A 23921-nucleotide genomic window follows, 5' to 3' on the forward strand; every position below is an offset into this window, starting at 1 on the left:
CTCCCGCGCATGCTCAACCGATCCGCCACCAGCGCGGCAGCAGGTCCCGCACCTCGCGCCGCCGATAGCGGTCGTCGATCAGGTGTACGACACCCTCGTCCTGCTCGGTGCGGATCACCCGCCCGGCCGCCTGCACGACCTTCTGCAGCCCCGGATACAGATAGATGTAGTCGTAGCCGTTGCCGAAGCGCGCGTCCATCGCGCGGCGCATCTGCTCGTTGACGTCGTTGACCTGCGGCAGGCCGAGCGTCGCGATGAACGCGCCGATCAGCCGTTCGCCGGCCAGATCCACCCCTTCCGAGAACGCCCCGCCCAGCACCGCGAAGCCGACCCCGCGCCCGCTCGCGTCGAAACGCGCGAGGAACGCATCGCGTTCGGCTTCGGCCATGCCGGGCGCCTGCGCCCAGACGGGCACGTCCGGATGACGCTCCTGCATCAGCGCGACGACGCGCTGCAGGTAATCGAAGCTGCTCAGGAAGCTCAGGTAGTTGCCGGGGCGCGCCGCGTACTGCGTGGCGATCAGGTCGGCGATCGGCACGAGCGACCGGTCGCGGTCGCGCCAGCGCGTCGACACGTGGCTCGCGACGCGCACGGTCAGCTGCTCGGCGCGGAACGGCCCGTCGACGTCGAGCCAGCCGGTGTCGGCGGGCAGCCCGAGCGTGTCGCGATAAAAGTGGAACGGGCGCAGCGTCCCGGAAAACAGCACGGTTGCGCGAGCGGCCGAGAAGCGCGGCGCGAGGAAGCCGGCCGGGATCACGTTGCGCACGCACAGCGTCGATTGCGCACGGCGCCGCCGGCCCGCCGGCGCCACGCCGTCGAGCCCCGGCTGCCGCGGCGTCGGCTCGCCGTGCAGCGTGACATCGAAGATCGACGCGTCGTCGAACGCGTCCGCCAGCGCGCCGAACTGGATCGCGTCGAAATGAAACCGCAGCAACGCGTCGTCGTTCGCGCGCGGCGCGTCGGCCAGGTGCTCGCCGATCGCCGCGACGAGGTTCTGCACGGCCGACACGAGCGAACCGGGGATGTCGGGATACGCCGCGTAGCGCGTCTGCTGCGCGCGATTCAGCGCGCCCCAGGCGCGGCCGAGCCGCTCGAACGCCTTGCGCAGCGCGGCCGGCGCCGCGTCGCGCGCGGCCGCGAACGCGAACGGGTCGAGCGATCCGCTGTACATCTTGCGCGCGCGGTCGAGCAGGTTGTGCGCTTCGTCGACGAGCACGCCGATCCGCCACTGGTTCTGCTGCGCAAGCACGTGCAGCATCGCGCTGCCGTCGTAGTAGTAGTTGTAGTCGCCGACCACCATGTCCGACCAGCGCGCCAGTTCCTGCGCGAGGTAGTACGGGCAGACGTCGTGCGCGAGCGCGGCCGCGCGCACCGTTTCGCGGTCGAGCAGCCCGTTGCCGATCGCCGCGTCGCGCGCGGCGGCAAGCCGGTCGTAGAAGCCGCGCGCGAGCGGGCACGATTCGCCGTGGCACGCGTTGTCCGGGTGCTCGCACGCCTTGTCGCGCGCGACGAGCTCCAGCACGCGCAACGGCAGCGCCGGCGTGCCGGCGCCGAGCGTCTTGGCCGCGTCGAGCGCGAGCGCGCGGCCCGGCGTCTTCGCGGTCAGGAAGAACACGCGGTCGAGCTGATCCTCGCCGCACGCCTTCAGCAGAGGAAACACCGTGCCGAGCGTCTTGCCGATGCCGGTCGGCGCCTGCGCGATCAGGCAGCGTTCGTCGCGCGCCGCGCGATAGACGGCGACTGCCAGCTCGCGCTGCCCGCTGCGGAACTGCCCGTGCGGAAACTGCAGCGCGCGCAGCGCCGCGTCGCGCGCGGCGCGGTGCGCGGTTTCGCGTTCGGCCCAGCCGACGAAGCACGCGCACTGCTCGGCGAAGAACGCCGCGAGCGCGTCGGCCGCCAGCGTCTCGCTCAGCACGGTCTCGCGCTCGGACACGATGTCGAAATACACGAGCGCGACCGTGATCTCCGGCAATTCGCGCGCGTCGCACAGCAGGTGCGCATACACCTTCGCCTGCGCCCAGTGCAGCGCGCGATGATTGGCGGGCATCGCGTCGAGGTTGCCGCGGTAAGTCTTGATTTCCTCGAGGCGGTTCGCCGCCGGATCGTAGCCGTCCGCGCGGCCGCGCACGGTCAGCGTCCCCCACGTGCCCGTCAGCGCAATCTCGGTCTCGTAGCGGGCGCCGCGGCGCGACGTCACCGCGCCGTGCCCCGCGATGCCTTCGAGCGCGGTCGGCGCGGGCGTGAAGCGCAGATCGAGATCGCCGCGCCGCGCGGTGAACTCGCACATCGCCCGCACCGCGACGACGTAGGTCATGCGCAGTGCCCCGCGGCGGCGGCGGGCACGACGACGTCGCCCGCCCATTCGACGTCGACGACGCGCACCGGCATCCCGTGGCCGATGCAGTAGCCGAGCCAGCGCGTCTGGTTGTCCTGCAGGCGGTCGCCGGGCCCCTTTACCTCGATCAGCTCGTAGCGCCGCTCGGCGGGCCAGAAACGGACGAGATCGGGCAGCCCCGAGCGGTTGCTGCGGATGTCGGCGAGCAGGCGCGCGAACCAGAGCCGCAGATGCGCGGGGGGCAGGCACGCGAGCGCCTCGTCGAGCAATTCCGGGCTCAGCACGCCCCAGAACACGAACGGCGACTGCAGGCCCAGCTTCGTCGCGTAATGGCGGCGGATCGTTTCCCGGTACGCGCCGGAATCGAGCTGCGCGAAGCACGCGGCGAACGCGCCCGCGCGGCGCGCGGCGAAATCGGGTGCATGCAGGTCGGCCGGCCCGCGCTGGAACGGGTGGAAGAACGCGCCCGGCACGGCGGCGAACACGGGCTCCCAGCACAGCAGGCCGAACAGCGAGTTGATCAGCGTGTTCTCGACGTAATGGACCGGTGCGCCGGGTTGCGCGAGATGGTCGCGCACTGCGTATTCGACGCTGACGAGCGCGTCGGGGCGCGCCAGCACCAGCGTGTCGCGCGGCACGTCCGGCGCGGCGGGCGCGCGCTCGACCGCTCGGCCGGCACGGCGCTGCAGGCGCGGCAGCATTCGTTCGACGCGCTGGCGTTCCTCGTCGCTCTCGAATGCGGCCCGCGCGTCGAGGGCCAGCGCGAGCGCGTCGTCGTCGCATCCGCTGCGCTCCAGCACGCGGATTCGCCGGTGGCGGCTGCCGGGCCACGCGCTGCGCGTGTACGCGTCGAGCGCGAGCGGCCATGCGCCGCGGCGTTCGCCGGCCTGGCCTACCGCGAACAGCAGCTTCGCGCGGCGCGTCTCGAGCCACGGCTGCCCGCAGGCGACCATGCCGATTGCGTCGACGAGCGCTTCGAGCGGCGCGTCGTCGGGCCACGCGTCGAGCGCATCGCGGCACGCGTGCAGCGCGAGATACGCGTCGACGTCGCCGCGCCGCTGGAACGCGCGCGAGGACGGTGCGAACGGCACGCTTTCGTACTGGAACACGCCGAGATCGGCGAGCACGAATTCGCTCCAGTCCTGATGGAGATTGCCGAAGAACATCAGCCGCAGCCGGTCGCACAGCGCGCCGACGGTCACGCGCAGCACGTGGTCGTCGCGCGGCGATTGGCCGGACCCCGGTTGGCCGGCCCCCGGTTGGCCGGCCCCAGAAAACCACACGTCGAACGGCTGGGCCAAGTCGTGCGCGAGCCGCAGCCGGTCGAGCCATTCGCTCTTGCGCTCGCCCGCATGGGCGCCGAGCGATGGAAACATCCGCAGCAGTTCCGCCTTGGTGCACAACGCAAAGATTTCATCGAGCGTCAGCGCCGGGGCCGGATCGACCCAGCCCGCCGCGACGAGCGGCGCGGCCGCCGCGAGCGGACAGCCGATCTCGTCGTAGGCGAGCTTGCTCGCGCGGAAATCCGGGCCGTTGCGCATCAGCATCCGCACGAGCAGCGCGCGCGACGCCTGCGGCAGCAACGGGAAGGCCTGCAGGAATGCCCGCTCACTGTCGTCGAGCACGTCGTCGTAGCGCTCGCCGAGCCAGGTCAGCGCACGTTCGAAATTGGTCAGGTAGTAAAACGCCGGCGGAGGCGGCGAAGATGGCGTCACGGAGATCGGTCACTGTACGTTTGTACAGGTCGGAATCATAGCAAATGTGAAACCGGCGGCGGGTGCAGCGCGGTTGCCTCGTCCGCTCGCACGCGCGCACAATCGAAAGCGTCACACGGCGCCACGGCCCACGTGCTTCGGCCGGTGCCCCCGAGAAGCACGCGGATCGTCCGGCGCACATCGGCGCGTCGCGCCGAAGGAGTTCGCGATGACTACCCGCCGTCCGCCTGTCAGTTCCCGTGAAGACGGCCGTTCCGCGACACGGCGCCCTGCCCGCGACACTACCGCGCCGTCGGCCGCGCAGCGCTGGTCGCAACGCGTGACCGAGCACAGCGACGCGCTCGATCTCGAACCGGGCACGTTCTCGCACGACGATCCCGAGGACATCGCGCAGGCGCTGAAACGCGCGGCGGAGCGCAGCACGCGCCGCAAGGGCACGCCGTATCAGTCCGCGATGTCGATGCTCAACTTCTACATCAACCGGGCAGGCGCGCATCTGCCGCAAGATCGTCGCGACACGCTCGAACGCGCGAAGCAGAAGCTGCGCGAAGCGTTCGGCCGCGGGTCGTGACGCGCGTCCAGCGCTTGTGTAAAGCACCGATCGCCTTCCCGCCGCCTTCACAGTTCAGAACTGGTAATTGACCGACAGATCGAGCACGCCGTTGGTCGTCTGCTGCGTGACCGGGCTGCGCGCCGCGCGCCCGACGAGCTGCTCGAGCGCGCCGTCCATCGTCAGGAACCAGTGCTTGTTCACGAACCAGACCATCGTCACGCCCGCGCCGACCGACCGGATTCCCGCCCCCGACGAATAGCGCGGCAGCCCGGAACGCGCCGCGGCCGCATCGCTGACGCCGAACCAGCTGTTCATGTAGCGCGCGTCGGCAAACGAGACGGTCGGCCCCGCGAACCAGAAGAAGTGCTCGTTGCTGCCGGGCATCGGCATGTACGCGGACAGGTCGCCGACCCAGCCGTTCGAGCCGCCGACGCTGCGCCGCACGTCCGCGCGCAGCACGAGCGGAAAGTCCTTCGAGATCACGTAATCGGCCGACAGCTTGAGCACCGGCGCCGGATTGATGTTGTCGAAGCCGCTCAGGTGGTCGAGGTCGTCCGCGCTGCGGCGCCCGAGGTCGTAGCCCACCGACAGGCTGACGCGCCAGTTGGGGCCGCGCAGCACGTTCGCGCCGATGCCCTCGCCGGTCGACAGGAAGAACAGGTCGCGATAGCGCACGTCGACGTTCGGCCCGCCGAGCACGTGATAGCGATCGGCGCCCGCGTAGCGCGGCTCCAGCGTCATCCCGGCGCCGACACTGACTTCCCAGTCCGGCGGGTTCGGCTCGAACAGCTTCATCAGCGGCACGCCGGCCGAGAACTGCCACTCGCCGAGCGGCGACGGCGTCTGCGCGCGTGCGGCTTGCGGGCCGGCCGCCATGAGCGCCGCGACCGTCGACACACCGGAAAGGAACCGGCATGCGCCGGGCGACAGCAACTGGCGAGCGATGACCATAGGCGGTATCCGACGGCTGCATGAAAACCGGGGAACGCCGCGCACCGCTTGCCGTACCGGCAAGCCGCAGGCGGCATGCATGAAATGCAGTGTACGCTGAATTCGTGAACTGCCGATGCGCTGCGTGCACTTCGGCGCAGGTTTTTCCGCGCGGCTTTCATGCGCCGCAGCAGAGGTCCGCCCGGTAACGTAGACTTTGTGTGGAGGCTTTCGTCACGATCCGCGCGGCTGGGCGTCGGCGCTGCGACGAAGGCTCGGCATGATGCCTGCGAACATTCGTCCATCGACCGAAGGAGGTTCGACCATGATCGTCCATCCCACCGGCAGCCGCAGCACCGTATTGACGACCGCCGGCCTGTCCCGCCTGCTCGCGTCGCAGCGCAAGCCGCCCGCGGACAAGACCGAAGAACGCATCGACGAAGGGCTCGAAGAAACGTTTCCCGCCAGCGATCCGCCCGCGATCGGCGGCGCTTCCCGCATCGATCCGTCGAAGCCGTCCGGCGAACATGAAAAGCGCACGCCGCACACGCCTTCGAAACCGCACGACAAGGGCTGACGCGGCGATTGCACGGGCGCGGCACGCAAGCCGCCGCGGCGGGCGCTGCGGTCGAGCGTCCGCGCGCGGGCTTCCGTCAGAGACTCAGTACGGCGTGCGGGTCGAACGCCTGCGATATCGCGCACCGCCCTCGATTGCCGCCCTCGCGGGCGCGCCGGCTTCCATCAATGCCGTGGCATGCGCTTGCGCCGCCCCATAGAACGACGCAAGATCTGCCTTCATCGCGGTTCTCGATGCATTGTCGAGGTAGATCATGTGCCCTGACGGATAGTTGCGAACCGTCAGGTTGCTGTCGATCTGCGCGTTGGCGAGCGGCATGCCCTGGAAGGTGATCAAGGTCTGGAAGAACGGCGTCACCGAGTCGTAATACCCGTTTGCCGAAAACACCCTCAGGTAGGGATTGACGGACATCGCGGCGGCCAGGTCGCCCGCCGTGTAGAGACTTCCGCTCCCCCCTCTTTCCGCGCCGGTCGGGTCGATATGACTGAAATCCCAATTGGCGAACGCCTTGTCGTTCAGGTCCATGAAGGGCGCGACCGACGTGTACTGCAATTCGTCGTTGAGATACACGTTCCACATGGCGGTGTACACACCGCTCACGGCGGTCATCGTCGGATCGTTGCCGCCCGAATTCGGCGCGACGAACTGGGCGATGCCGGTGTCGATCCCGGTGACGCGCCCGTCATAGGCGCCGACCGCCAGCCCCGCGTCCAGCAGCAGACTCGTCAGGAACGACGCACCGTTTCCCGTCGAAGGATTGAGCTGCCAGTACTTGAGGACCGTCGACGGGATGCCGAGGATCTCGCTCAGATACCGCAGCGTTCCTTCATCGAAAGCGGGATAAGCGGCCAATGCGTCCGCATACGGACCGCTCGCGAACGCCGTCACCGTGTTCATGAATTCCGGCAGATCGGCCGGCACGGGGGACACCGTGACTTTCTTGTGGAACCATGCGTCGGCCGCAAACGTCGGGAGGACGCCGACCGCGTTGCCCGCCTGCGAATAATCGAGAATCGAGGACTGCAGAACGATCCCGTTCAGGTCCACGCCGTCTTCATGCAGCATCCACGTGAGCACGCTGGTGCGCGGCGTTCCGTAAGATTCCCCGAACAGATACTTCGGAGAGTTCCAGCGGTTGAAAACCGTCAGGTAGCGCTTGATGAATTGCTTGATGCAGCCGGCGTCCTTGTCCACGCCCCAGAAATCCTTGTTGGTGTGAGGCGCGACCGCGGTCGAGTAACCCGTGCCGACCGGGTCGATGAACACCAGATCGGTCTGCTCGAGCAAACTGTCCGCGTTGTCTTCCAGCGCATACGGAGACGGGGGCGTGAAGTTCGGCATGCTCGTCCTGATCCGCCTCGGGCCGAACGACCCCAGCAGCAGGAAAACCGACGATGATCCGGGGCCGCCGTTATAGAAAAACGTGACCGGGCGCGTGGATGGCGTCGATTGATCGACGGTGAACGCGACATAGAACAGTTTTGCCGCAGGCTGTGAGCTGTAGGCGTTGGTCGTGACAAGGTGGCCCGCTCGCGCCGTATAGTCAATCGACCTTCCATTGATATTCAACGTGTGATGCGTAATCGCGGCAATTTCGGTGACGTCGCTGATTGAATCGTGCGGACCGTATCCGTATGGCGTTGTGTCGATGAGCGGTTGATCGGGTGCAGCACCATTCCTTGTTGTTGCATTCATCGCTGACCTCCTTCTTCGGTTTGAGTCGAACACGCCCCGCGGCTTCGACACCGTCGTGTCAATGGTTTTGTGCGTCAGCCGCGATGGGAAATGGTTGGAGCGATGCGAAGATGATTGTGGAAATCCGATGCATCAGGAACGCAATGCGCGCTCGCATGCGTCGCGCGTTCCGCGTCCTCGTTTGCGAAGATTGGTGCTTCTCTGGAAGCCGTGTCCATGTGCCGCCTCCAGCGATCGGTTGACCATCGCTGCGACCGGTGAATATCGCGAAGTATAGGAATTTGCCGGTTGTTTCCAAGGAGCTTTTCCATGATCCGGACGCTCCGTCGAACAGCCTGACAAAGGGCTTCAAATTGATTGACGCGATCGAAACAGTTATTGCGCGAATTGCTGTTTCATGCACGGCTCAATACTGGCAGTGCCTGGGTCGCACCGGCCGATCAGCCTTTCAACGGCATTGCATGGCGTGTTTCATTCAGTCTGCCTGGCCAAGCTGCGGCAGTCCGTTGGCTCGCCCTTGCGGCGGCGGGATTTGATCCGGACAAGACCGGAATGCGGGGGGCTGCGTGACGGGCCGGCCGCGCGGCCGGCCCCGGTCCGACAGGTGTCGCGTCAGGCGACCTTGAACTGCCCGACGGTCGCCGCGAGCGCGTGCGCCTGCGTCTGCAGCGCCGCCGCCGCGGCCGTCGACTGTTCGACGAGCGCCGCGTTCTGCTGCACCATCTCGTCGAGCTGCGTCACTGCGCGGTTGACTTCCTGGATGCCGCGAGTCTGCTCGTTCGCCGCGTGCGTGATCTCGGAGATGATCGTTGTCACGTTGGCGACGTTCGTGACGATCTCCTGCATCGTTTCGCCGGCCTGGCGCACCTGGCCGGACCCGGCCTCGACGCTCGCGACGGTCGATTCGACCAGCACCTTCACCTCGCGAGCGGCCTGCGCGCTGCGCTGCGCAAGGCTGCGCACCTCCTGCGCGACGACCGCGAAGCCGCGGCCCTGCTCGCCCGCCCGTGCGGCCTCGACGGCCGCGTTCAGCGCAAGGATGTTGGTCTGGAACGCGATGCCGTCGATCACGCCGATGATGTCGCCGATCCGGCCCGACGCCTCCTCGATCTTCTCCATCGTCGAAACCACGTCCGACACTACCACGCCGCCGTGCGACGCGATCTTCGACGCGGCCTCCGCGCGCTGGTCGGCCTGGCCCGCCGCCGCGGCCGACTGGCCGACCGTCGCGGTGATTTCCTCCATCGACGCGGCCGTCTCCTCGAGGCTCGCGGCCGCCGCCTCGGTGCGCGACGACAGGTCCTGGTTGCCGGCCGCGATCTCGTTGGCCGCCGTGCGCACCGATTCGCTCGCGTCGCGGATCTGCTGCATGACCTCCTGCAGCTTGTCGACGAAGCTGTTGAACGAGCGCGCGATGTCCGTGACCTCGTCGCTGCCGTCCGCCGGCAGGCGCTGGGTCAGGTCGCCCGAGCCCGAACCGATCGCCGCCATCGCCTGGCGGACCAGCGACAGGCGGCGGAATGCGGTCGCGGTGATCGCGCCGACGATCAGCGACGCGATGACGACGTCCGCGACCAGCGTGATCAGCGACGCGGTCAGCAGCGAGCGCATCCCCGCGGTCGCCTCGGACTTGTCGAGCGCGACGATCGCGTACCAGTCGGTGCCCGGCACCGGCAGCGCGCGGACCAGCTTCGCCGCGCCGCCGACTTCCACCTCGACCGGCGCGCTCGCGTTCACGATCGACGCGGGCGCAATTGCGCCGAGCTCCGGCGACACGTCATTGACCGGCTTGAGCGTCAGCTTGGAGTCCGGATGCGCGACCACGTGGCCGTTGCTGTCGATCAACATCCCGAAGCTGGCCGGCGTCGGGTGGATCGACTTGACGTTCGCGATCACGGCGTTCATCGCGACGTCAGCGGCGACGACGCCCTTGACCGCGCCGTCGCGCATGATCGGCACCGCGAACGTGACGACCAGGTTGCCGGTGCCCGCGTCGACGTACGGCGGCGTGACGACCGGCTTGCCGGCCTGCGCGGCCTGCTTGTACCACGGGCGGCCGGTCGGATCGTAGTCGGCCGGGATGCCGGTCGGGTCGGAGAACTTGAACGTCTTGTCGGCATAACCCGCGTAGACGTTGGTGAAGCCGCCCGCTGCGGCCATCTGCTTGTAGACCGGCAGCGGATCGGGCGACAGCGCCGCGTCCTGCAGCGACGCGATCATCCGGCTTTTTGTCGCGACCCAGTCGCCGATCCCGACCACGTGGCCGCTCGCGACCGACGTGAGGTTCCGGTCGATCGCGTCGTCGTTGTACGACCGGGCGATGAAATAGTTGATCAGCGTGCTGGCGAGCAGTGCGGCCGCGACGATGGCGACGCACGCGGCGATGATGCGGGCGCGAATGGACGAAAACATGGCAACGACTCTATGAGGAAGCGCGAACGCACGGTGGACGAATTCTCCGTGTAAACGGCGGCGTTCGCGATTACTTAAGGGTCGAATTCATCAGACGATTCGTTGCTTGACGCGCGACAGCACGTTCCTTGCATGCGGGCGCGTGATCGATCAATTGGGGGAAAACCCGGTGCCCGGCGATTGCGGGCTGCATGGGTGTGCGGATACGGTCCCGGATTGGGGAAATCCGCGCGTGCGCGCATGAATCCGCCCGCCCTCGTGAAAAGGCGTGGCCGTATTGCGTCAGCGCATCGTCAGAACGACGGCCGCGCGCGACTCGTCACGGCCGTTCGGTCAGCAACTCAGGCGACCTCCCCTCATAGGCGACGGCTCGCCTGAACGTCCGGCTCCGCGGGCTGCCGCGCCGGCGGCTCGTCCGCAGCCTGCTCGTCGAGCTGCCGCATCCGCTCGCGCAGATGCCGGACTGCAAACACGTGGATGTAGTCATGCACGCGTGCGTCGGAGGACAGTGCGCGCACCTCGTCGTCGATCATGGCGCGCAACTGGTCTGCATTGATCGACCGCTGCGCGGCAACTTCCGCTAGCGCTTCCAACAACGTGTCCCGTGACATCGACGGACTCCTTACTGTCGAGGCAAATAAAGATGGATGTATTCGTAGCTTAAAGACTGAACAGCGACGACACGCGCGACGCGCGATCGTGCCCTTGCGCGGCATCAACAACCCTGTGCGACGTGGGCAGCGTCAAGCGGGCGTCGAGCGCCGCGATCCGACGGCGGATCGCCTGCAACCTGGCCGGTGCGGGCTTGTGCCGCACGGATCATCCGATGAAAGACCACGCTTCCCCGAAAGCGCGGCGCCGACTTGTGAACCTGTCGTGGACAGGCATCGGCGGTCGGCGTAAAGACCAAGTTAGACCGGACGAAAAGGCGCGTCAAGGCGCTTGCGCCTTGAATCACCTGCTTAAAACCGCGCGGTCGCGCGCCGAACGCGACGTGCGCGTGTCAGGAAATTCCTATGGCGCGGCGGAATTCCTGACGCAGACTTCAGCACGCCCTGATTGGAAGCGCTCTTTAACCACACGATACTGATGCCATGGACACATCGTTCATGCAGGGCCATCGCGCAGCCGGCCGTCGAGCGGGCACGCAGGTCAGGCGGAGGAGACCACCCATGGCTTTCGGCAGTTTTCCCAACGGCGACGGACAGCGGCGCGCGACGCGCGCGATCGCGGAACCCGCGCCGGCGCCCCGCGACGATCTCGATGCGCTGCTCGCGCTCGCCCGCCAGGCCGGGCTGCTCGTGACGCTCGACGGACAGATCGGCCGCGAGAAGTATCAGAGCATCGTCGGGTCGGTGGCCGCATTGCAGCGGTTCGCGGCCGCGCTGCGCCAGCAGGCGGCGGTGGCTGCGCCCGCGCCGTCGCCGGTGCGGCGCGCGTCGCGTCGCGGGCACGTGCGCGTGAGCCGGACGCGCCGCTTCTCGCCGTGCCGCACCTGCCCCCTCGAGACGGCGCGCCACCGCGCGCATGTGCGACACGGCGGGCGCCAGCGGCGCAGCGCCCGTCCGGGCTGCGTGTCCTGACATCGCGCACGCCGCCGCTGCCGCGCTGACGAACCGGCCCGGCGCGCAGCGCGGCATCATCGATGGCGGACGTCATGCCGACAGGCGTGCGCGCGGCCGTGCGCACGCCGGGCCGCGTTCGTCCATCACCGGTTCACATACGAGGAGAAGCGTCGGCGCGGGGCCAAGAAGCGGGACCAGGCAACGAGACGAGGAAAGCGGGCGGGGTCAACCACCCCGCCCGTCCTCCATGGCAACCTGACGGCTGCCTACCCTCGTGCCGGAGAGTTCGTGTCCGGGGCCGGCGGCATCCGCGTGCGCACGCCTACTCGACCACCAGGTTGTCGACCACCGCTCGCACGCCGGGCGCAGACCAGGCCGCGCCGCGCGCGACTTCGCGCTCCGCATACGAGTCGACCTTGCCGTTGAGCGTGACCGTGCCGTCCTGCACGATCACATCGATATGGTTCGCTTCGCGTTCCGCGTGCCGCTGCATTGCCTTGCGGATCGTCGCGCCGATGTCGCCGGCGACCACGTCGCCACCCACCTCGATCGCATCGGATACGCCGACGATCCCGCGCATCTCCGACACCGCGCGCAGCGCGCGCTGCCGCTGGTAGCCCCAGTCGACCTTGCCGCTCAGCGTGATCCAGCCTTTCTCGATCTGCACGTGGATCGCGTCGTCGCGCAGGCCGGCCGTCCAGTGCAGCACGGCGCGCACCGCTTTCGCGATGTCTTCGTCGGTATGGCGCTCGTCGTGCGGCAGATGCACGGTCATGTCGACGACGACGGCCCTCACGCCCGCCACGCGATGCGCGGCGTGTTCGGCCGCGACCTTCTCCGCGACGCTCGACGGATGCCCCGACAGCGTGACGACCCGGTCTTCGACCTCGACGCCGATGCGGGTCGAATCGACCGCCGGATCCCACGCGAGCTCTTCCTCGACGTCCTGCTTCACCTGCCTGTCGGTTTTCATCGCACGCTCCCGAATGGGTCCGCCCGGCGTCAGTCAGAGCCGCGCACGAGCAGCACCGGCACCTGCGCGAGATGGGCGACGCGACGCGCGACGCTGCCGATCAGCAGCGCCGCCAGCCCGCGCCGGCCGTGCGTGCCGACCACCAGCAGCTCCGCATCCCAGCGCACGGCCTCGCGCATCAGCGCGTGCGCGACGTCATCGCTCGTTGCGTGCGTTTCGATGATGCCGCGCTTGGTCGGATTCGCGCATCCGTCGAACAGCGCCGCCACCCGCGCGAGCGCGCCCTCGCCTTCGGCGCGGTACGCGTCCTCGAGCGCGCGCACCGGCACGATGTCCGTCAGACGAATCGCGCGATCGACGACGTACACCGCGTAGAGCAGCGTCGTCGGCGTCGCGAGCGCCATGCCGGCCCGCAACGCGTGCAGCGACGGCTCGCTGCCGTCGACCGCGAACATCATCCGCTGCGGCGGTCCGTCCATCGGCCGCTCGTAGCTCGCCGGCACGATCAGCAGCGCGCAGCGGGCGCGCCGCGTCAACGTGTCCGACACCGCGCCCTCGACGAGCCGCAGCAGGCCATGATGCGCGCTCGCGCCGACTACGAGCGCATCGGCCTGCCACGCGACGGTGTCGCCGACGAGCGCGCTGGCGATCGTGCCGCCCGCGACCGACGCGTCGACGATGCCCTGCTCGACGTCCGCGCCGCATCCGGCGAACAGCGGCGTGATGCGGTCGAGCACGGCCTGCGCATCGTGCGCCATTTCCTCGCGCGCGGACGTGAGCAACGCATCGACGCGCGGGATGTCGGGCAGCAGCAGGCGGGGATTGTCGATCACGCTGACGACGCGCAGCTGCATGCCGGGACGCAGCAGCGTGCGAACGTACTGCGCGGCGTGCAGCGATTCGGGCGTCGGATCGACGGCCAGCACGAGTCGCGAAAGCGGCGGGACGGATGAGTCAGGCTGCATGGCGAAGGCCTCCGTTCGTGCGCGCCGTCCTTGGGGGACGGCGCCGGGGCTTCGCGCGGCGGATCGGGCCGCCGACGCACGATCGCAGGCATCGGCGGGCGGCCGCGCGAAGCGCGGACAAGCGATGCCGACAGCATAGAACGCCCGGCCCGCGCGTGCATGATGAAAATCAAGCGGCAGGCCGGACGAGACGCGCGCGGGCTACGATTCCGTCGAGACCGACGCCACCGGGCGATTCGCGTAGAAGAACAGGTAGGCGACGCCGAGCAGCACGATCCACGCCGGCCCGATCACGAGCGCGACGCGCGTATCGGGCGTGAACGCCATCAGCACGACGACGAGCGCGAGGAACGCGAGCGCGACGTACGAGCCGAGCGGATAGAACGGCACGCGGATCGGCAGGCGCGCGATCTTGTCGGCCGCTTGCGTGCGGCGAAAGCGCATCTGCGCGATCAGGATCACGCACCACGTCCAGATCGCGCCGAACGTCGACACCGACGTGAGCCACGTGAACACGTGCTGCGGCGCGAGATAGTTGAGCAGCACGCCGACCAGCAGCAGCGCGACCGACACGATCACGCCGTAGACCGGCACGCCGTTGCGGTTCACGCGCCCGAGCACGCGCGGCGCCTGGCCCTGCTGCGCGAGGTTGTAGAGCATCCGCGCGGTGCTGAACAGGCCGCTGTTGCACGACGACAGCGCAGCCGTCAACACGACGAAGTTGATGATGCCGGCGGCGGCCGGGATGCCGAGCCGCGAGAACGTCATCACGAACGGGCTGCCCTGCGTGCCGATCTGGTTCCACGGGTAGATCGACATGATCACGAACAGCGCGCCGATGTAGAAGATCAGCACGCGCCAGAACACCGAGTTCACGGCCTTCGACAGCGACTTCTCCGGGTTGCGCGCCTCGCCGGCGGTCAGGCCGAGCATCTCGACGCCGAGATACGCGAACATCACGATCGGCAGCGCGCCGATCACGCCGGACCAGCCGTTCGGCATGAAGCCGCCGTTCGACCACAGGTTCGAAATGCCGGTCGGGATGCCGCCGTTGCCGAGGCCGAGCGTGATCATCAGCGCGCCGCCGATGATCATCAGCACGATCGTGACGATCTTGATCAGCGCGAACCAGAACTCGAACTCGCCGTACAGCTTCACCGCGACGAAGTTGACCGCGCCCATCGCCGAGAGCCCGAGCAGCGCCCAGATCCAGTTCGGCACGTCGGGGAACCACACGTGCATGTAGACGGCGACTCCGGTGACCTCCGCCATGCAGGTGACGATCCACACGAACCAGTAGGTCCAGCCGGTCAGGTAGCCCGCGAGCGGGCCGAGATAGTCGCGTGCGTAGCGGCTGAACGCGCCGGCGACCGGGTTGGTGATCGCCATTTCGCCGAGCGCGCGCATGATCAGGAAAATCACGACGCCGCCCAGCAGATAGGTCAGCAGAATGGCCGGGCCGGCGCTGCGGATCGCGGTGGCCGAGCCGAGGAACAGGCCGACGCCGATCGTCGCGCCCAGCGCCATCAGGTTGATGTGCCGCTCTTCCAGCCTGCGGTGCAGCTGGTCTTCTTGTTGTTTCAATTGCGTCTCCTGGCGGCCGTGAGCGACCGCCGTCACTGTGTCGATATCAGCGCACGGCTTGCCGGTGCCGCTCAGGCCACCGAAAACGAAATGATTCCCGCCGCTTATTTCCGGATTGGAAATGAAACGGATATTGAGCGAAACCGTTCGGAATCGCCGCACATTATCCGGATATTCCGAAACAATCCGGAAAGCGGCTCGTGCCTGTTCGGGAACGCGCCGACAGGCCGGACGCGGTACGCCAGTGCGCGCCGTGCCGGACATCGCGTTCAACGGGAATTCGATCGAATTCGGCGCGGCATGCCGCGCCTCCTGTGTGCGCCTTTACGCGCATGCAGGCGGGATTATATGAATGTTCAGACGATTCGCGCCAGTCGATTTTGCGTGGCAGGTGCCGACGCCGCTCGCGAATGCTGCCGGTGCTTTCCATGACTGCACACGGCCATGTTTTTTTAAATACATTTCGCGCTGCAACCGCCTAAAGGGATTCGTAATATTGCCGTAAACTGTTAACCGGATTTCAACGTCCCGCACTGCGCGATGCCTGCCGATTCAGCCCGTGGACGTCTCATTTTTGAAGTCCGAGATATTCAATTAACAACCACACGCAAAGGAAATTCATGAGGAAGGTTGCTCTCACCCTCATCGCCGGTTCGCTCACACTCGCTGGCTGCGCTACGCCTGGCATGGAAAACAAGGCGGACGCGTACAACGTGCTCGATGTAAATCAGCGTCAAGAAGTGCGCACCATCGAAATCCTGACGATCCTGCCGGGCAAAGTGCAGGTAAGCAACGAGCAGAACAAGAAAACCGCGCAACTGGCCGGCGCGATGCTCGGCGCCATCGCGGGCGCTGCAATCGGCGGTACGACCGGCCCCGGCGGCTGGAACCGCACGGGCGTAGGTACGGTCGCAGGTGGTGCCGTGGGTGCCGCGGCCGGTTCGATGGTGAACGACAAGGTGCTGGTCGATGGCGTGCAAATCATGTACCGCGACGGCAAGTCGGCATTTGCATCGGCTCAGGTCGGCCGCGTGTGCGAATTCAAGCCGGGTACGGCGCTGATGGTCGGCTCGGGCAAGACGACGCGCATTCAGCCGAACTCGCAATGTCCGGTCGTCGACGCGGCACAACAACCGGCGCAGGTGAAGTAAATGAAGCGCAAAATTTTTACGCTTTTGTTGCTGACGACCCTTCCCGCATTCGCGCAGGAACAAGCGCCCGTCAATCTCGATAACGGCATCGCACGTATGCAGGCGCTCGAATCGAACGCTGAACACGAGCGCGCCGCGCAACAGCAGCAGGCCGAAGCCGACCGCCGCAGGCAGCGACAGCAGGCGGCTGCGGCCGAGCGCAAGCGCAGCGAGGCGCATGCCGCGGCGCAAGCGCAGGCCAATCGCGAACGGCAAGCTGCGGTCAACCGTCAGCGCGCCATCGAAGATCAGGACCGCAGCTACGAAAACCGCTACAAGGAACTGCAGCTGAAAAAGCTGGAAGCGCAAGTTGCGCGCGAAAACGATCGCATCAATGCCGACCTCGCGCGATCGAAAGCGGAAACGGATGCGGTGCAATCTCAGGCGGATGCAAATCGCAACGTCAGCAAAGGCGTGGAGAAGAACTTGAAGGACGCCAATCGCCACTGGTGGGAAAAATAATTCCGCTACACAACGCCCATATCGGCAGGCCGTAACAGGACGGCCAGCCTGACCGACACAACCCGATCCGCATGCTGATCGGGTTGGCATTCATGCTCATCGCGTCGACCAGGCAGCCGTGGCGTCGCATTCCCGGTCATTTCGGTCACGAGCGGCCTCTTAGCGCAGCGCGAACGGTGTATTCATCGCCTGCGGCTGCTTCAGCGTGCTGCACGAAGTAACGGGACGCGTCGAGGTCGTCCGGCATCGGCTCGACCGGATAGCCGTGCTTTTCCCACGCGTCGAGGCCGCCCTTCAGCGCCTTGATGTGATGCGCCATCTTCTTGCGCTGCAGCTGCGCGACGATGCGCTTGGCGGTCGCCTCGTTCGGGCACACGCAATAGACGACGATCGGCCGCTTCAGCGCGTCGGGATCGATCAGGTCCGGCGAATCGAGGTCGAGCGGCACCGCGCCGGCGATCCGGAACGGCTCGCGTTCGCGCACCGCGCGCGGCCGCGCGTCGAAGATCAGCGGCGGCTCGTCGGAAGTCATCATCTCGGCGAGCTGCGGCGGCGAGATGCGCACCTGCGCGAGCCAGCGCCGGAACTGCACGCGGCGCACCCAGCGGTACAGCACGAACGTGATGAAGATCGCGAGGAACGCGTCGAGGATCGTCCCGCCGCTCGCGCGCACCCACAGCACGGCCTCGACGATCTGGTCATGAACCGCCGAGCCGCCGACGAGCCAGAACGCCGCCCACAGCGCGGCGCCCGCGAAGTCCCACAGCAGGAACACGCCGACGCCGATCGCCGTCGTGCCGAGCAGCGGCGCGGACACGAGGCCGAGCCCCGGCAGGAATTTCGCGAGCACGAGGAGCGGCGCGCCGTGGCGTTCGAACAGGTTGCGCGCGAAGCGCAGCGTCGTGTCGAGCGACAGCGAGAAGCGCACGAGGCCGTTGAGCAGGCGCCGGCCGCGCGTGCGGCCCATGAAGAACCACAGCGAGTCGGCGAGCATCGTCGCGCCGACGGCCGCCGCGAACATGGCCGCATAGGACGCCTGCCCCATCGCCGCCATCGTGCCGCCCAGGATCAGCATCGGCACGGCCGGCACGGGCACGCCGAGCTGCGTGATGAGCACGCTCGCGAACACGGCCCACGGGCCGAGCGACGAGGGAATCGCGACGGGAAAGTGCCACACGGCGGCGCTCCTGGATGACATGCGGGCCGGACCGACGCCGGCGTCCGGCCGTGCAACGGTCGCTGCGACAGTTGCGCAGCTGGGACGGCATGTCCGGCATTCTAAACGGGATTGACGAACGCCGCGCTGTACGGTGCGCCGGACGCCGCGCGCGTCACGCGGCGGGGGTGGACGGCGTGGCCGGCGCGGTCGTGCCGGCAAACGCGCCGCACGACGGGCAGAAGCGGCTGAACGCGTTCTTGCGCGTGCGGCACTGCCCGCATGCGTTGAACACGCAGATGCCGCAATGCGGGCAGAAATTCGCGTTCGGATCGGCGGTGTCGAGCGGCCGCTCGCAGCCGGGGCAGACCTTCTTCGCGATGCGCGCGTACGCGGTCACGAAATCGATCGCCTCGCGCCGCGACACGTCCGGCTGCTGCTCCTCGCGGCGCTTCTGCTCGAGATAGCGCGACAGCGCGCGGATCGCGTACTGTCCGACCGCGATCGTCAGCACGATGCCGACGAGATAGCGCACATAGCCGCCATAGCTCGGCAGGTACGGCACCAGCTCGACGAAGAATCCGTACAGCGCGAAGAAGATGAAGCCCCACACGAACGGCCAGTAGCGGCTGCCGCGCTTCTTCGCGAACAGCCAGCCTGCGACCAGCAGCAGCGGCAGCGTGAACAGCAGCCGGATGCCGAACACGCGCAGTTCCTGCGTGCGCTGCGCGGCTTCGAGCTTGCGGTCGGCCTGCGCTTCGAGTTCGCCGAGCGCGAGCCGGGTCGCGCCCTGCTCGCGCTCGAGCGCCTGCGCGGCCTGCTTCAGCGTGCCGATGCGGGCCTGTGCGTCGCGTTCGCGCTGCGTCGCCGCCTCGAGCGCGCGCGCATGCGCAAGCACGGCCGGATCCTGTTCCGCGCGCTCGGTCGCATGGCGGCTCGCGATCGTCGCGCGGAACGCTTCGCGCGCCTGCTGCGTGTCCTGCCCGGCCGCGGTCAGCAGCATCGACGCCTGTTCGGTCGCGTCGCGATTCGCGGTCAGGTCCGCCGACAGCTTCGCGAGCGACTGGCGCAGCGGCGCGGCCGCCTGCCGGTCGATGAGCGCGTCGCGGTCCAGCGTCACCTCGACGCGCGGCAAATCGCCGACGATCAGGCCGCCGAGTCCGATCAGGAAACCGGCGAACACGACGGCGATGATCCACAGCGCGCGCTGGAACCACACCTCGGCGAGCCGCAGTCCCTTGGTCGATATTGTCATGCGTGATGGGCTCCGTGGACGCCGGCCCCGTCGCGCGTCGGCGAGACGCGCGCCCGGCGATGAGCGAAAAAAAGGGCTACGCCAAGGATGCTGCCAGATGTGCGCGGCGCGGCGCAACTTTCATGCAACTTTCGCGCGGCTGAACGCGGCGTGCGCGGTCGCAACGCGGGCGGACGCGCCACGGCCGGTGCGCCGCTCGGGGCGTGCGGCGCCGGCTCGGCGCATTGCGCGGCGCGCCGTCAATCGCCGCGCTCGCACGCGGCACGGTTCATGTACGCACGGCTCAGGCGGGCGGCGCCGGCGTCTTCTCGTCGTGCCGCACCAGCAGTACCGGCCGGTCCGCCGCGCGCAGCAGCGACTCCGCGACGCTGCCGACCAGCAGCCGGCGCAAGCCGTGCCGCCCGCTCGTGCCCATCACGATCAGGTCCGCGTCGGCCTCGGCCGCCGTGCGCATCAGCACGGCCGCGACGTCCTCGCCGTACGCGGTGAGCGCGCGCACCGTGCCCGGCACGTGGTGCGCATCGAGCGCGGCCTTCGCGTCGTCGAGCACGAGCGTCGCGGCGTCCAGCGCCGACGGCTCGGGTTCCCGCGTGTCCGCGAAACCCGCGTCGACGTCGACGAGCTGCGTCTTGTGCTCGACGACGGACGCACAGGTGATCGCGCCGCCGGACGCGACCGCGATCCTGATCGCCTCATCCAGCGCCAGACGCGCACTTGGGCTGTCGTCGAGCGCCACGAAAATTCGCTTGTACATGTTCCGCACCTCTCACCGGACAGCCTTGCGCGTTGCGCAAGGCAGGTTCGAATCCGATCGCCGGCGGTTCCGCCGGCCCCTGTGCTAAGTCTGGCCCCACGCTCCCAGGCGCCCGTTGACGCGCATCAAATACGGTCGCCCCCCTGCCCCCCCGATCTTTTGTCTGAATTTCCGCCGCCCCCATTACAAAAAAGTCATAAAACGCGCACAATTTCATCTCGATAACAGATACCGCCAAGCATCGGGCGCCAACCGCGCCCGATTTTTCCTTTGTCGCCCCGGTGCCAGGGCGACCTCGGACAGAGTGGCCCGTAGATGACCGCCAGCGGAACCCCGACGCGCGACGCCCCGGTGCGCACGCGCTTTCAAAGCATGTTACGCCAGCCGTTCGCGGCCGGCATCGTCGCGCTCTGCGCCGGCGCAACGCTCTCGCTGGGCGTCGCGCTGATGGTGCGCGAGCAGTGGCAAGACACCGTCCATGCCCGTTTCGAGCGCCGCGTCACGCACGTGACGGCAATGCTGCTCCACGAGCTGCAGGGCGGCGTCGCCGTGCTCGAAGGCGCGCGCGGCGCGCTCGGCCTCGCGCCGCAGATGACACCGGTACAGTGGCGCCAGTACGTCGACGCGCTCGCCATCGACAACAGCCGTTCGCCGATCAGGCAGCTCGGTTTTGCACCGCTGCCGCCCGCCGTGCGCGGCCAGCTCACCGGTGACGTCGCGCCTTCCACGGCTGTGCCGCTCGCGGTCGCCGCGCTCAGCGCGCCCGCGTCGTCGGCACCCGTCGCGCGCTTCGGCGCAGCCGACGCCGCGTCGCTGCGGCGCGCCGTGCAGACCGGCAACGCCGTGCTCGGCATCCGGGCGGCCGACGACGATGCCGCCCGCGCCGTCGCGCTGTACCTGCCCGTCGCCGACCCGCAGCACCCGGCCGCGCGGGAAGGCGGCATCGACGGCGTGCTGTTCGCCGAGCTCAGCCCGCGGCGGCTCGTCGAGCGCGCGCTCGACTCGGAGCGCGGGATCGACCTGCGGATCAGCGTCGACGGCGACCCGCGGCCGATCTTCAGCGCGGAGACCACCACCGACGAGGCGTCGCTCTCGTCCGACCTGATGCGCCGGACCGAGGTGCTGAACTTCGGCGGCAGCACGCTGACGCTTGCCTATTCGGCGGACGGGCGACCGAGCGCCACCGGCGCGCAGCGCGCGGCGGGCACGGTGCTCGCCGCCGGCCTGCTCGCGTCGGTCGTGTTCGCGGCGCTCGTGCATGCGCTGGTGCGCGGCCGGCCGGGGTCCGCTGCGGAGCTCGGCGCCCGCAGCAGCGGCATCCTGAACGAAGTGCGGATGATGGGCATCATCCGCTCGTCGATGGAGGCGATCATCACGATCGACGAGAAGCAGACGATCGTGATCTTCAACCCGATGGCCGAGCAGGTGTTCGGCGTGTCCGCGATGGAGGCGATCGGCGCGCCGCTGTCGCGCTTCATCCCGGAGCGGTTCCGCGCGGCGCACGCGAAGCATGTCGACCAGTTCGGCGTGACGGGCGTGTCCGAGCGGCAGATGGGACGCCAGCGCGTGCTGTTCGGGCTGCGCGGCGACGGCGAGGAATTCCCGATCGAAGCATCGATCTCGCAGATCCGCGATGCGTCCGGCAAGCTCTACACGGTGATGCTGCGCGACATCACCCAGCGCGTGCGCGCCGAGAACGCGCTGAAGCAGTCGCGCGAGGAACTGCGCGAGCTGTCGGCGAACCTGCAGAACGTCCGCGAGGAAGAGAAGACCCGCATCGCGCGCGAGCTGCACGACGATCTCGGCCAACAACTCACCGCGCTGAAGATGGACCTGTCGGTCGTCGAGCACACGCTGCGCGCGCCCGACAGCGGACGGCCCGGCGAAGACGTGCTCCCCCACCTGCAGGGCATGCGGCGGCTGATCGACGCGACGGTCGCGTCGGTGCGGCGCATCGCGGCCGACCTGAGGCCGGTGATGCTCGACGATCTCGGCCTCGTGCCTGCGATCGAATGGCTCGCGAACGATTTCACGAACCGCTACGGGATCGACGTCGAGCGGCACATCGAGCCCGGCGGCCTCGCGTTCACCAGCGCCGGCGCGACCACGCTGTTCCGCATCGTCCAGGAAGCGCTGACCAACGTTGCCCGCCACGCCGACGCGACCCGGGTCACGCTGACGCTCGACGTCGAAAGCGGCTTCTGCGTGCTGCGCATCGCCGACAACGGCCGAGGCGCGGCGCCCGGCGGGCCGACGCCCGAAGACAAGTCGTTCGGCCTGATCGGCATCCGCGAGCGCGCACACATGCTCGGCGGCACCGTGACGATCGACACCGCGCTCTCGCGCGGCTTCTCGATCTCGGTCGCATTGCCGCTGACCACGATTCAACAGGAAACCTCAATCACATGATCACGGTGCTCATCGCCGACGACCATACGCTCGTGCGCGACGGGTTGCGGCACATTCTGCAGAACGCCAGCGGCTTCGAGGTCGCCGGCGAGGCCTGGGACGGCCCGACGACGATCGCGCTCGTGCGCTCGACCCCCGCGCAGGTGCTGGTGCTCGACCTGTCGATGCCCGGTCGCAACGGCGTCGAACTCATCAAGCAGATCAAGGACGAGAAGCCGGCGCTACGCGTGCTGGTGCTGACGATGCACGCGGAGCAGCAATATGCGGTGCGCGCGTTCCGCGCGGGCGCATCAGGCTATCTGACGAAGGAAAGCGCGAGCGCCGAGCTGGTCGGCGCGGTGATGAAGGTCGCGTCGGGCGGCGTCTACGTGAGCCTCGCGATGGCCGAGCAGTTCGCGCAGAGCCTGAACGAGCCGGCGGAAACGTTGCCGCACCAGCGGCTGTCGGACCGCGAGTTCGACGTGTTCCGGCGCATCGCCGCCGGGCAGACGCTGACCGAGATCGCACAGGCGCTGTGCGTGAGCGCGAAGACGGTCAGCACCTACAAGACGCGGATTCTCGAAAAGATGCAGATGCCGCATGAGGCCGCGCTGGTGCGCTATGCGATGCGGCACAAGCTGCTCGACGAGACGGACGACGTGTAACGGGCAACGCCGCCGGCACGCGTCCGCTCGCCGTCACTTTGCGGGCACCGGGCAGGCGAGATCGCCCTCTTCGCACGACAGGTAGCCCTGCAGGCTCTCGGTGCGCGCTTTCGTCAGATCGTCGAGGCACATCGACACCACCATCGGATGGACGCTGCCGCCTTCCGCGCCCGCGCTCGAGAAACCGCATTCGGCGTCGCGATACGCGACCCACGCGCGCTGCGCGGAGACGAGCTTCTCCGCCAGCGGCCGGTTGTCCCGCACCCGCGCGGTGACGGCCTCGTAAGCCCGGTTCAGCTCCGCATCGGATTTCCGGTACGCGCGCTCGGCGCACGCACTCATCGACGCCTGGTCGGCGGCATTCGCGCAGTTCGCCTGCGCATGGGCATTCGCCGCTACCGCCAGCAGCAACAGCAAACCGGTCAAGACACGCATGGACGCTCCTTTTATTCGTTGATGTCGTGGAACACGATGCCGGGCCGGCCGCCCTGCCGTGCCTCGGAGCACGGCGCCGCGCGCCGGGCCGGCGCGTGTCGACGCGCGGCGGCCGCCTCGGCGCGGCGACATCGACCGCGATGCTAGCGCACGCCCGTGTAATTGTCAGCCGCATAGTGTCGTGCTTGCATCCGCCCCTCGCCCGCCTACACTGGAAAATCGAAACCCCGTTTCGATCCCGCTAGCGCATCCATCCCGCTCCCCGCAACCGCTGCATTCCTCAGCGCAATCCGCGTTCGCACCGTCGACACG

Annotated in this window: 20 protein-coding genes and 1 pseudogene; 8 read left to right on the forward strand and 13 right to left on the reverse strand. The window is 68.2% G+C overall.

The annotated features are described in order from the left end of the window. Window positions 1-13: 13 nt before the first annotated feature. Both HWX31_RS19080 and HWX31_RS19085 read right to left on the reverse strand, forming a co-directional pair. On the reverse strand, window positions 14-2314 hold the full coding sequence (locus HWX31_RS19080) for an ATP-dependent DNA helicase (protein WP_174960330.1): 2301 nt from the start codon (window positions 2312-2314) through the stop codon (window positions 14-16). Next, window positions 2311-4050 (reverse strand): VRR-NUC domain-containing protein, encoded by a 1740-nt coding sequence (locus HWX31_RS19085; RefSeq protein ID WP_174960332.1) that lies wholly within the window; start codon window positions 4048-4050, stop codon window positions 2311-2313. The genes HWX31_RS19080 and HWX31_RS19085 overlap by 4 nt, the downstream gene beginning before the upstream one ends. Before the next feature lie 208 nt (window positions 4051-4258). Here HWX31_RS19085 and HWX31_RS19090 point away from each other — a divergent pair, with 208 nt between their 5' ends. Further along, a complete protein-coding gene (locus HWX31_RS19090) occupies window positions 4259-4621 on the forward strand; it encodes a DUF3175 domain-containing protein (protein WP_174960334.1) in 363 nt (120 codons plus the stop codon). A 54-nt stretch (window positions 4622-4675) separates the two neighbouring features. On the opposite strand, the gene HWX31_RS19095 is transcribed toward HWX31_RS19090, so the two are convergent. Further along, window positions 4676-5554, reverse strand: a complete 879-nt coding sequence (locus tag HWX31_RS19095) for a MipA/OmpV family protein (protein ID WP_174960336.1) — start codon at window positions 5552-5554, stop codon at window positions 4676-4678. Between the two features lie 304 nt (window positions 5555-5858). Here HWX31_RS19095 and HWX31_RS19100 point away from each other — a divergent pair, with 304 nt between their 5' ends. Further along, window positions 5859-6110 carry a hypothetical protein gene (locus HWX31_RS19100; RefSeq protein WP_059613544.1) on the forward strand — a complete coding sequence of 84 codons (252 nt, stop codon included), beginning with the start codon at window positions 5859-5861 and terminating at the stop codon, window positions 6108-6110. 84 nt (window positions 6111-6194) lie between these two features. Here HWX31_RS19100 and HWX31_RS19105 read toward each other — a convergent pair whose 3' ends face one another. The 3 genes from HWX31_RS19105 to HWX31_RS19115 form a co-directional block, all read right to left on the reverse strand. Next, the gene (locus tag HWX31_RS19105; RefSeq protein WP_415494063.1) at window positions 6195-7838 is read right to left on the reverse strand and encodes a S10 family peptidase; all 1644 of its coding nucleotides are present in this window, start codon (window positions 7836-7838) and stop codon (window positions 6195-6197) included. A gap of 579 nt (window positions 7839-8417) precedes the next feature. Continuing rightward, window positions 8418-10217, reverse strand: a complete 1800-nt coding sequence (locus HWX31_RS19110; protein ID WP_059649954.1) for a methyl-accepting chemotaxis protein — start codon at window positions 10215-10217, stop codon at window positions 8418-8420. A gap of 356 nt (window positions 10218-10573) precedes the next feature. After that, on the reverse strand, window positions 10574-10828 hold the full coding sequence (locus HWX31_RS19115; protein WP_059773905.1) for a DUF3562 domain-containing protein: 255 nt from the start codon (window positions 10826-10828) through the stop codon (window positions 10574-10576). 215 nt (window positions 10829-11043) lie between these two features. On the opposite strand from HWX31_RS19115, the gene HWX31_RS19120 reads away from it, so the two are divergent. Both HWX31_RS19120 and HWX31_RS35390 read left to right on the forward strand, forming a co-directional pair. Continuing rightward, window positions 11044-11307: a hypothetical protein gene (locus HWX31_RS19120; protein ID WP_174960340.1), complete on the forward strand. Its 264-nt coding sequence runs from the start codon at window positions 11044-11046 to the stop codon at window positions 11305-11307. Window positions 11308-11389: 82 nt separating this feature from the next. Beyond that, window positions 11390-11611 (forward strand): annotated as a pseudogene (locus tag HWX31_RS35390) (hypothetical protein); the annotation flags it as partial. Window positions 11612-12104: 493 nt separating this feature from the next. Here the strand turns inward: HWX31_RS35390 and HWX31_RS19130 are convergent. The 3 genes from HWX31_RS19130 to HWX31_RS19140 form a co-directional block, all read right to left on the reverse strand. After that, on the reverse strand, window positions 12105-12755 hold the full coding sequence (locus tag HWX31_RS19130) for a BON domain-containing protein (protein WP_174960342.1): 651 nt from the start codon (window positions 12753-12755) through the stop codon (window positions 12105-12107). Window positions 12756-12784: 29 nt separating this feature from the next. Then, window positions 12785-13720: a universal stress protein gene (locus HWX31_RS19135; RefSeq protein ID WP_174960344.1), complete on the reverse strand. Its 936-nt coding sequence runs from the start codon at window positions 13718-13720 to the stop codon at window positions 12785-12787. Window positions 13721-13921: 201 nt separating this feature from the next. Beyond that, complete coding sequence (locus tag HWX31_RS19140) at window positions 13922-15304, reverse strand: amino acid permease (RefSeq protein WP_174960346.1); 1383 nt, start codon at window positions 15302-15304, stop codon at window positions 13922-13924. 620 nt (window positions 15305-15924) lie between these two features. On the opposite strand from HWX31_RS19140, the gene HWX31_RS19145 reads away from it, so the two are divergent. Beyond that, the gene (locus HWX31_RS19145) at window positions 15925-16455 is read left to right on the forward strand and encodes a hypothetical protein (RefSeq protein WP_174960348.1); all 531 of its coding nucleotides are present in this window, start codon (window positions 15925-15927) and stop codon (window positions 16453-16455) included. Continuing rightward, a complete protein-coding gene (locus tag HWX31_RS19150; RefSeq protein WP_174960350.1) occupies window positions 16456-16956 on the forward strand; it encodes a DUF5384 family protein in 501 nt (166 codons plus the stop codon). A gap of 145 nt (window positions 16957-17101) precedes the next feature. Here the strand turns inward: HWX31_RS19150 and HWX31_RS19155 are convergent, their stop codons facing one another. The 3 genes from HWX31_RS19155 to HWX31_RS19165 form a co-directional block, all read right to left on the reverse strand. After that, window positions 17102-18133 (reverse strand): VTT domain-containing protein, encoded by a 1032-nt coding sequence (locus tag HWX31_RS19155; RefSeq protein ID WP_174960352.1) that lies wholly within the window; start codon window positions 18131-18133, stop codon window positions 17102-17104. Window positions 18134-18287: 154 nt separating this feature from the next. Continuing rightward, on the reverse strand, window positions 18288-19367 hold the full coding sequence (locus HWX31_RS19160) for a zinc ribbon domain-containing protein (protein ID WP_174960354.1): 1080 nt from the start codon (window positions 19365-19367) through the stop codon (window positions 18288-18290). Between the two features lie 283 nt (window positions 19368-19650). Then, complete coding sequence (locus HWX31_RS19165) at window positions 19651-20121, reverse strand: universal stress protein (RefSeq protein WP_174960356.1); 471 nt, start codon at window positions 20119-20121, stop codon at window positions 19651-19653. 315 nt (window positions 20122-20436) lie between these two features. Between HWX31_RS19165 and HWX31_RS19170 the strand changes: the two genes are divergently transcribed. Beyond that, window positions 20437-22530, forward strand: a complete 2094-nt coding sequence (locus HWX31_RS19170; protein ID WP_174960358.1) for a PAS domain-containing sensor histidine kinase — start codon at window positions 20437-20439, stop codon at window positions 22528-22530. Further along, window positions 22527-23174: a response regulator gene (locus tag HWX31_RS19175; RefSeq protein ID WP_059773892.1), complete on the forward strand. Its 648-nt coding sequence runs from the start codon at window positions 22527-22529 to the stop codon at window positions 23172-23174. Before HWX31_RS19170 ends, HWX31_RS19175 begins: the two co-directional genes overlap by 4 nt. A gap of 33 nt (window positions 23175-23207) precedes the next feature. Here HWX31_RS19175 and HWX31_RS19180 read toward each other — a convergent pair whose 3' ends face one another. Then, window positions 23208-23609: a lysozyme inhibitor LprI family protein gene (locus tag HWX31_RS19180; RefSeq protein ID WP_174960360.1), complete on the reverse strand. Its 402-nt coding sequence runs from the start codon at window positions 23607-23609 to the stop codon at window positions 23208-23210. Between the last annotated feature and the right edge of the window lie 312 nt (window positions 23610-23921).

Source organism: Burkholderia ubonensis, from assembly GCF_902833085.1.
GTDB lineage: Bacteria > Pseudomonadota > Gammaproteobacteria > Burkholderiales > Burkholderiaceae > Burkholderia > Burkholderia ubonensis.

Excerpts from the sequence above, each read along its gene's own strand:
- HWX31_RS19130 (WP_174960342.1), bottom strand. The coding sequence starts at position 12,755 with ATGAAAACCGACAGGCAGGTGAAGCAGGACGTCGAGGAAGAGCTCGCG.
- HWX31_RS19145 (WP_174960348.1), top strand. The coding sequence starts at position 15,925 with ATGAGGAAGGTTGCTCTCACCCTCATCGCCGGTTCGCTCACACTCGCT.
- HWX31_RS19160 (WP_174960354.1), bottom strand. The coding sequence starts at position 19,367 with ATGACAATATCGACCAAGGGACTGCGGCTCGCCGAGGTGTGGTTCCAG.
- HWX31_RS19090 (WP_174960334.1), top strand. The coding sequence starts at position 4,259 with ATGACTACCCGCCGTCCGCCTGTCAGTTCCCGTGAAGACGGCCGTTCC.
- HWX31_RS19175 (WP_059773892.1), top strand. The coding sequence starts at position 22,527 with ATGATCACGGTGCTCATCGCCGACGACCATACGCTCGTGCGCGACGGG.
- HWX31_RS19170 (WP_174960358.1), top strand. The coding sequence starts at position 20,437 with ATGACCGCCAGCGGAACCCCGACGCGCGACGCCCCGGTGCGCACGCGC.
- HWX31_RS19080 (WP_174960330.1), bottom strand. The coding sequence starts at position 2,314 with ATGACCTACGTCGTCGCGGTGCGGGCGATGTGCGAGTTCACCGCGCGG.
- HWX31_RS19135 (WP_174960344.1), bottom strand. The coding sequence starts at position 13,720 with ATGCAGCCTGACTCATCCGTCCCGCCGCTTTCGCGACTCGTGCTGGCC.
- HWX31_RS19115 (WP_059773905.1), bottom strand. The coding sequence starts at position 10,828 with ATGTCACGGGACACGTTGTTGGAAGCGCTAGCGGAAGTTGCCGCGCAG.
- HWX31_RS19120 (WP_174960340.1), top strand. The coding sequence starts at position 11,044 with ATGAAAGACCACGCTTCCCCGAAAGCGCGGCGCCGACTTGTGAACCTG.
- HWX31_RS19095 (WP_174960336.1), bottom strand. The coding sequence starts at position 5,554 with ATGGTCATCGCTCGCCAGTTGCTGTCGCCCGGCGCATGCCGGTTCCTT.
- HWX31_RS19100 (WP_059613544.1), top strand. The coding sequence starts at position 5,859 with ATGATCGTCCATCCCACCGGCAGCCGCAGCACCGTATTGACGACCGCC.
- HWX31_RS19165 (WP_174960356.1), bottom strand. The coding sequence starts at position 20,121 with ATGTACAAGCGAATTTTCGTGGCGCTCGACGACAGCCCAAGTGCGCGT.
- HWX31_RS19110 (WP_059649954.1), bottom strand. The coding sequence starts at position 10,217 with ATGTTTTCGTCCATTCGCGCCCGCATCATCGCCGCGTGCGTCGCCATC.
- HWX31_RS19180 (WP_174960360.1), bottom strand. The coding sequence starts at position 23,609 with ATGCGTGTCTTGACCGGTTTGCTGTTGCTGCTGGCGGTAGCGGCGAAT.
- HWX31_RS19150 (WP_174960350.1), top strand. The coding sequence starts at position 16,456 with ATGAAGCGCAAAATTTTTACGCTTTTGTTGCTGACGACCCTTCCCGCA.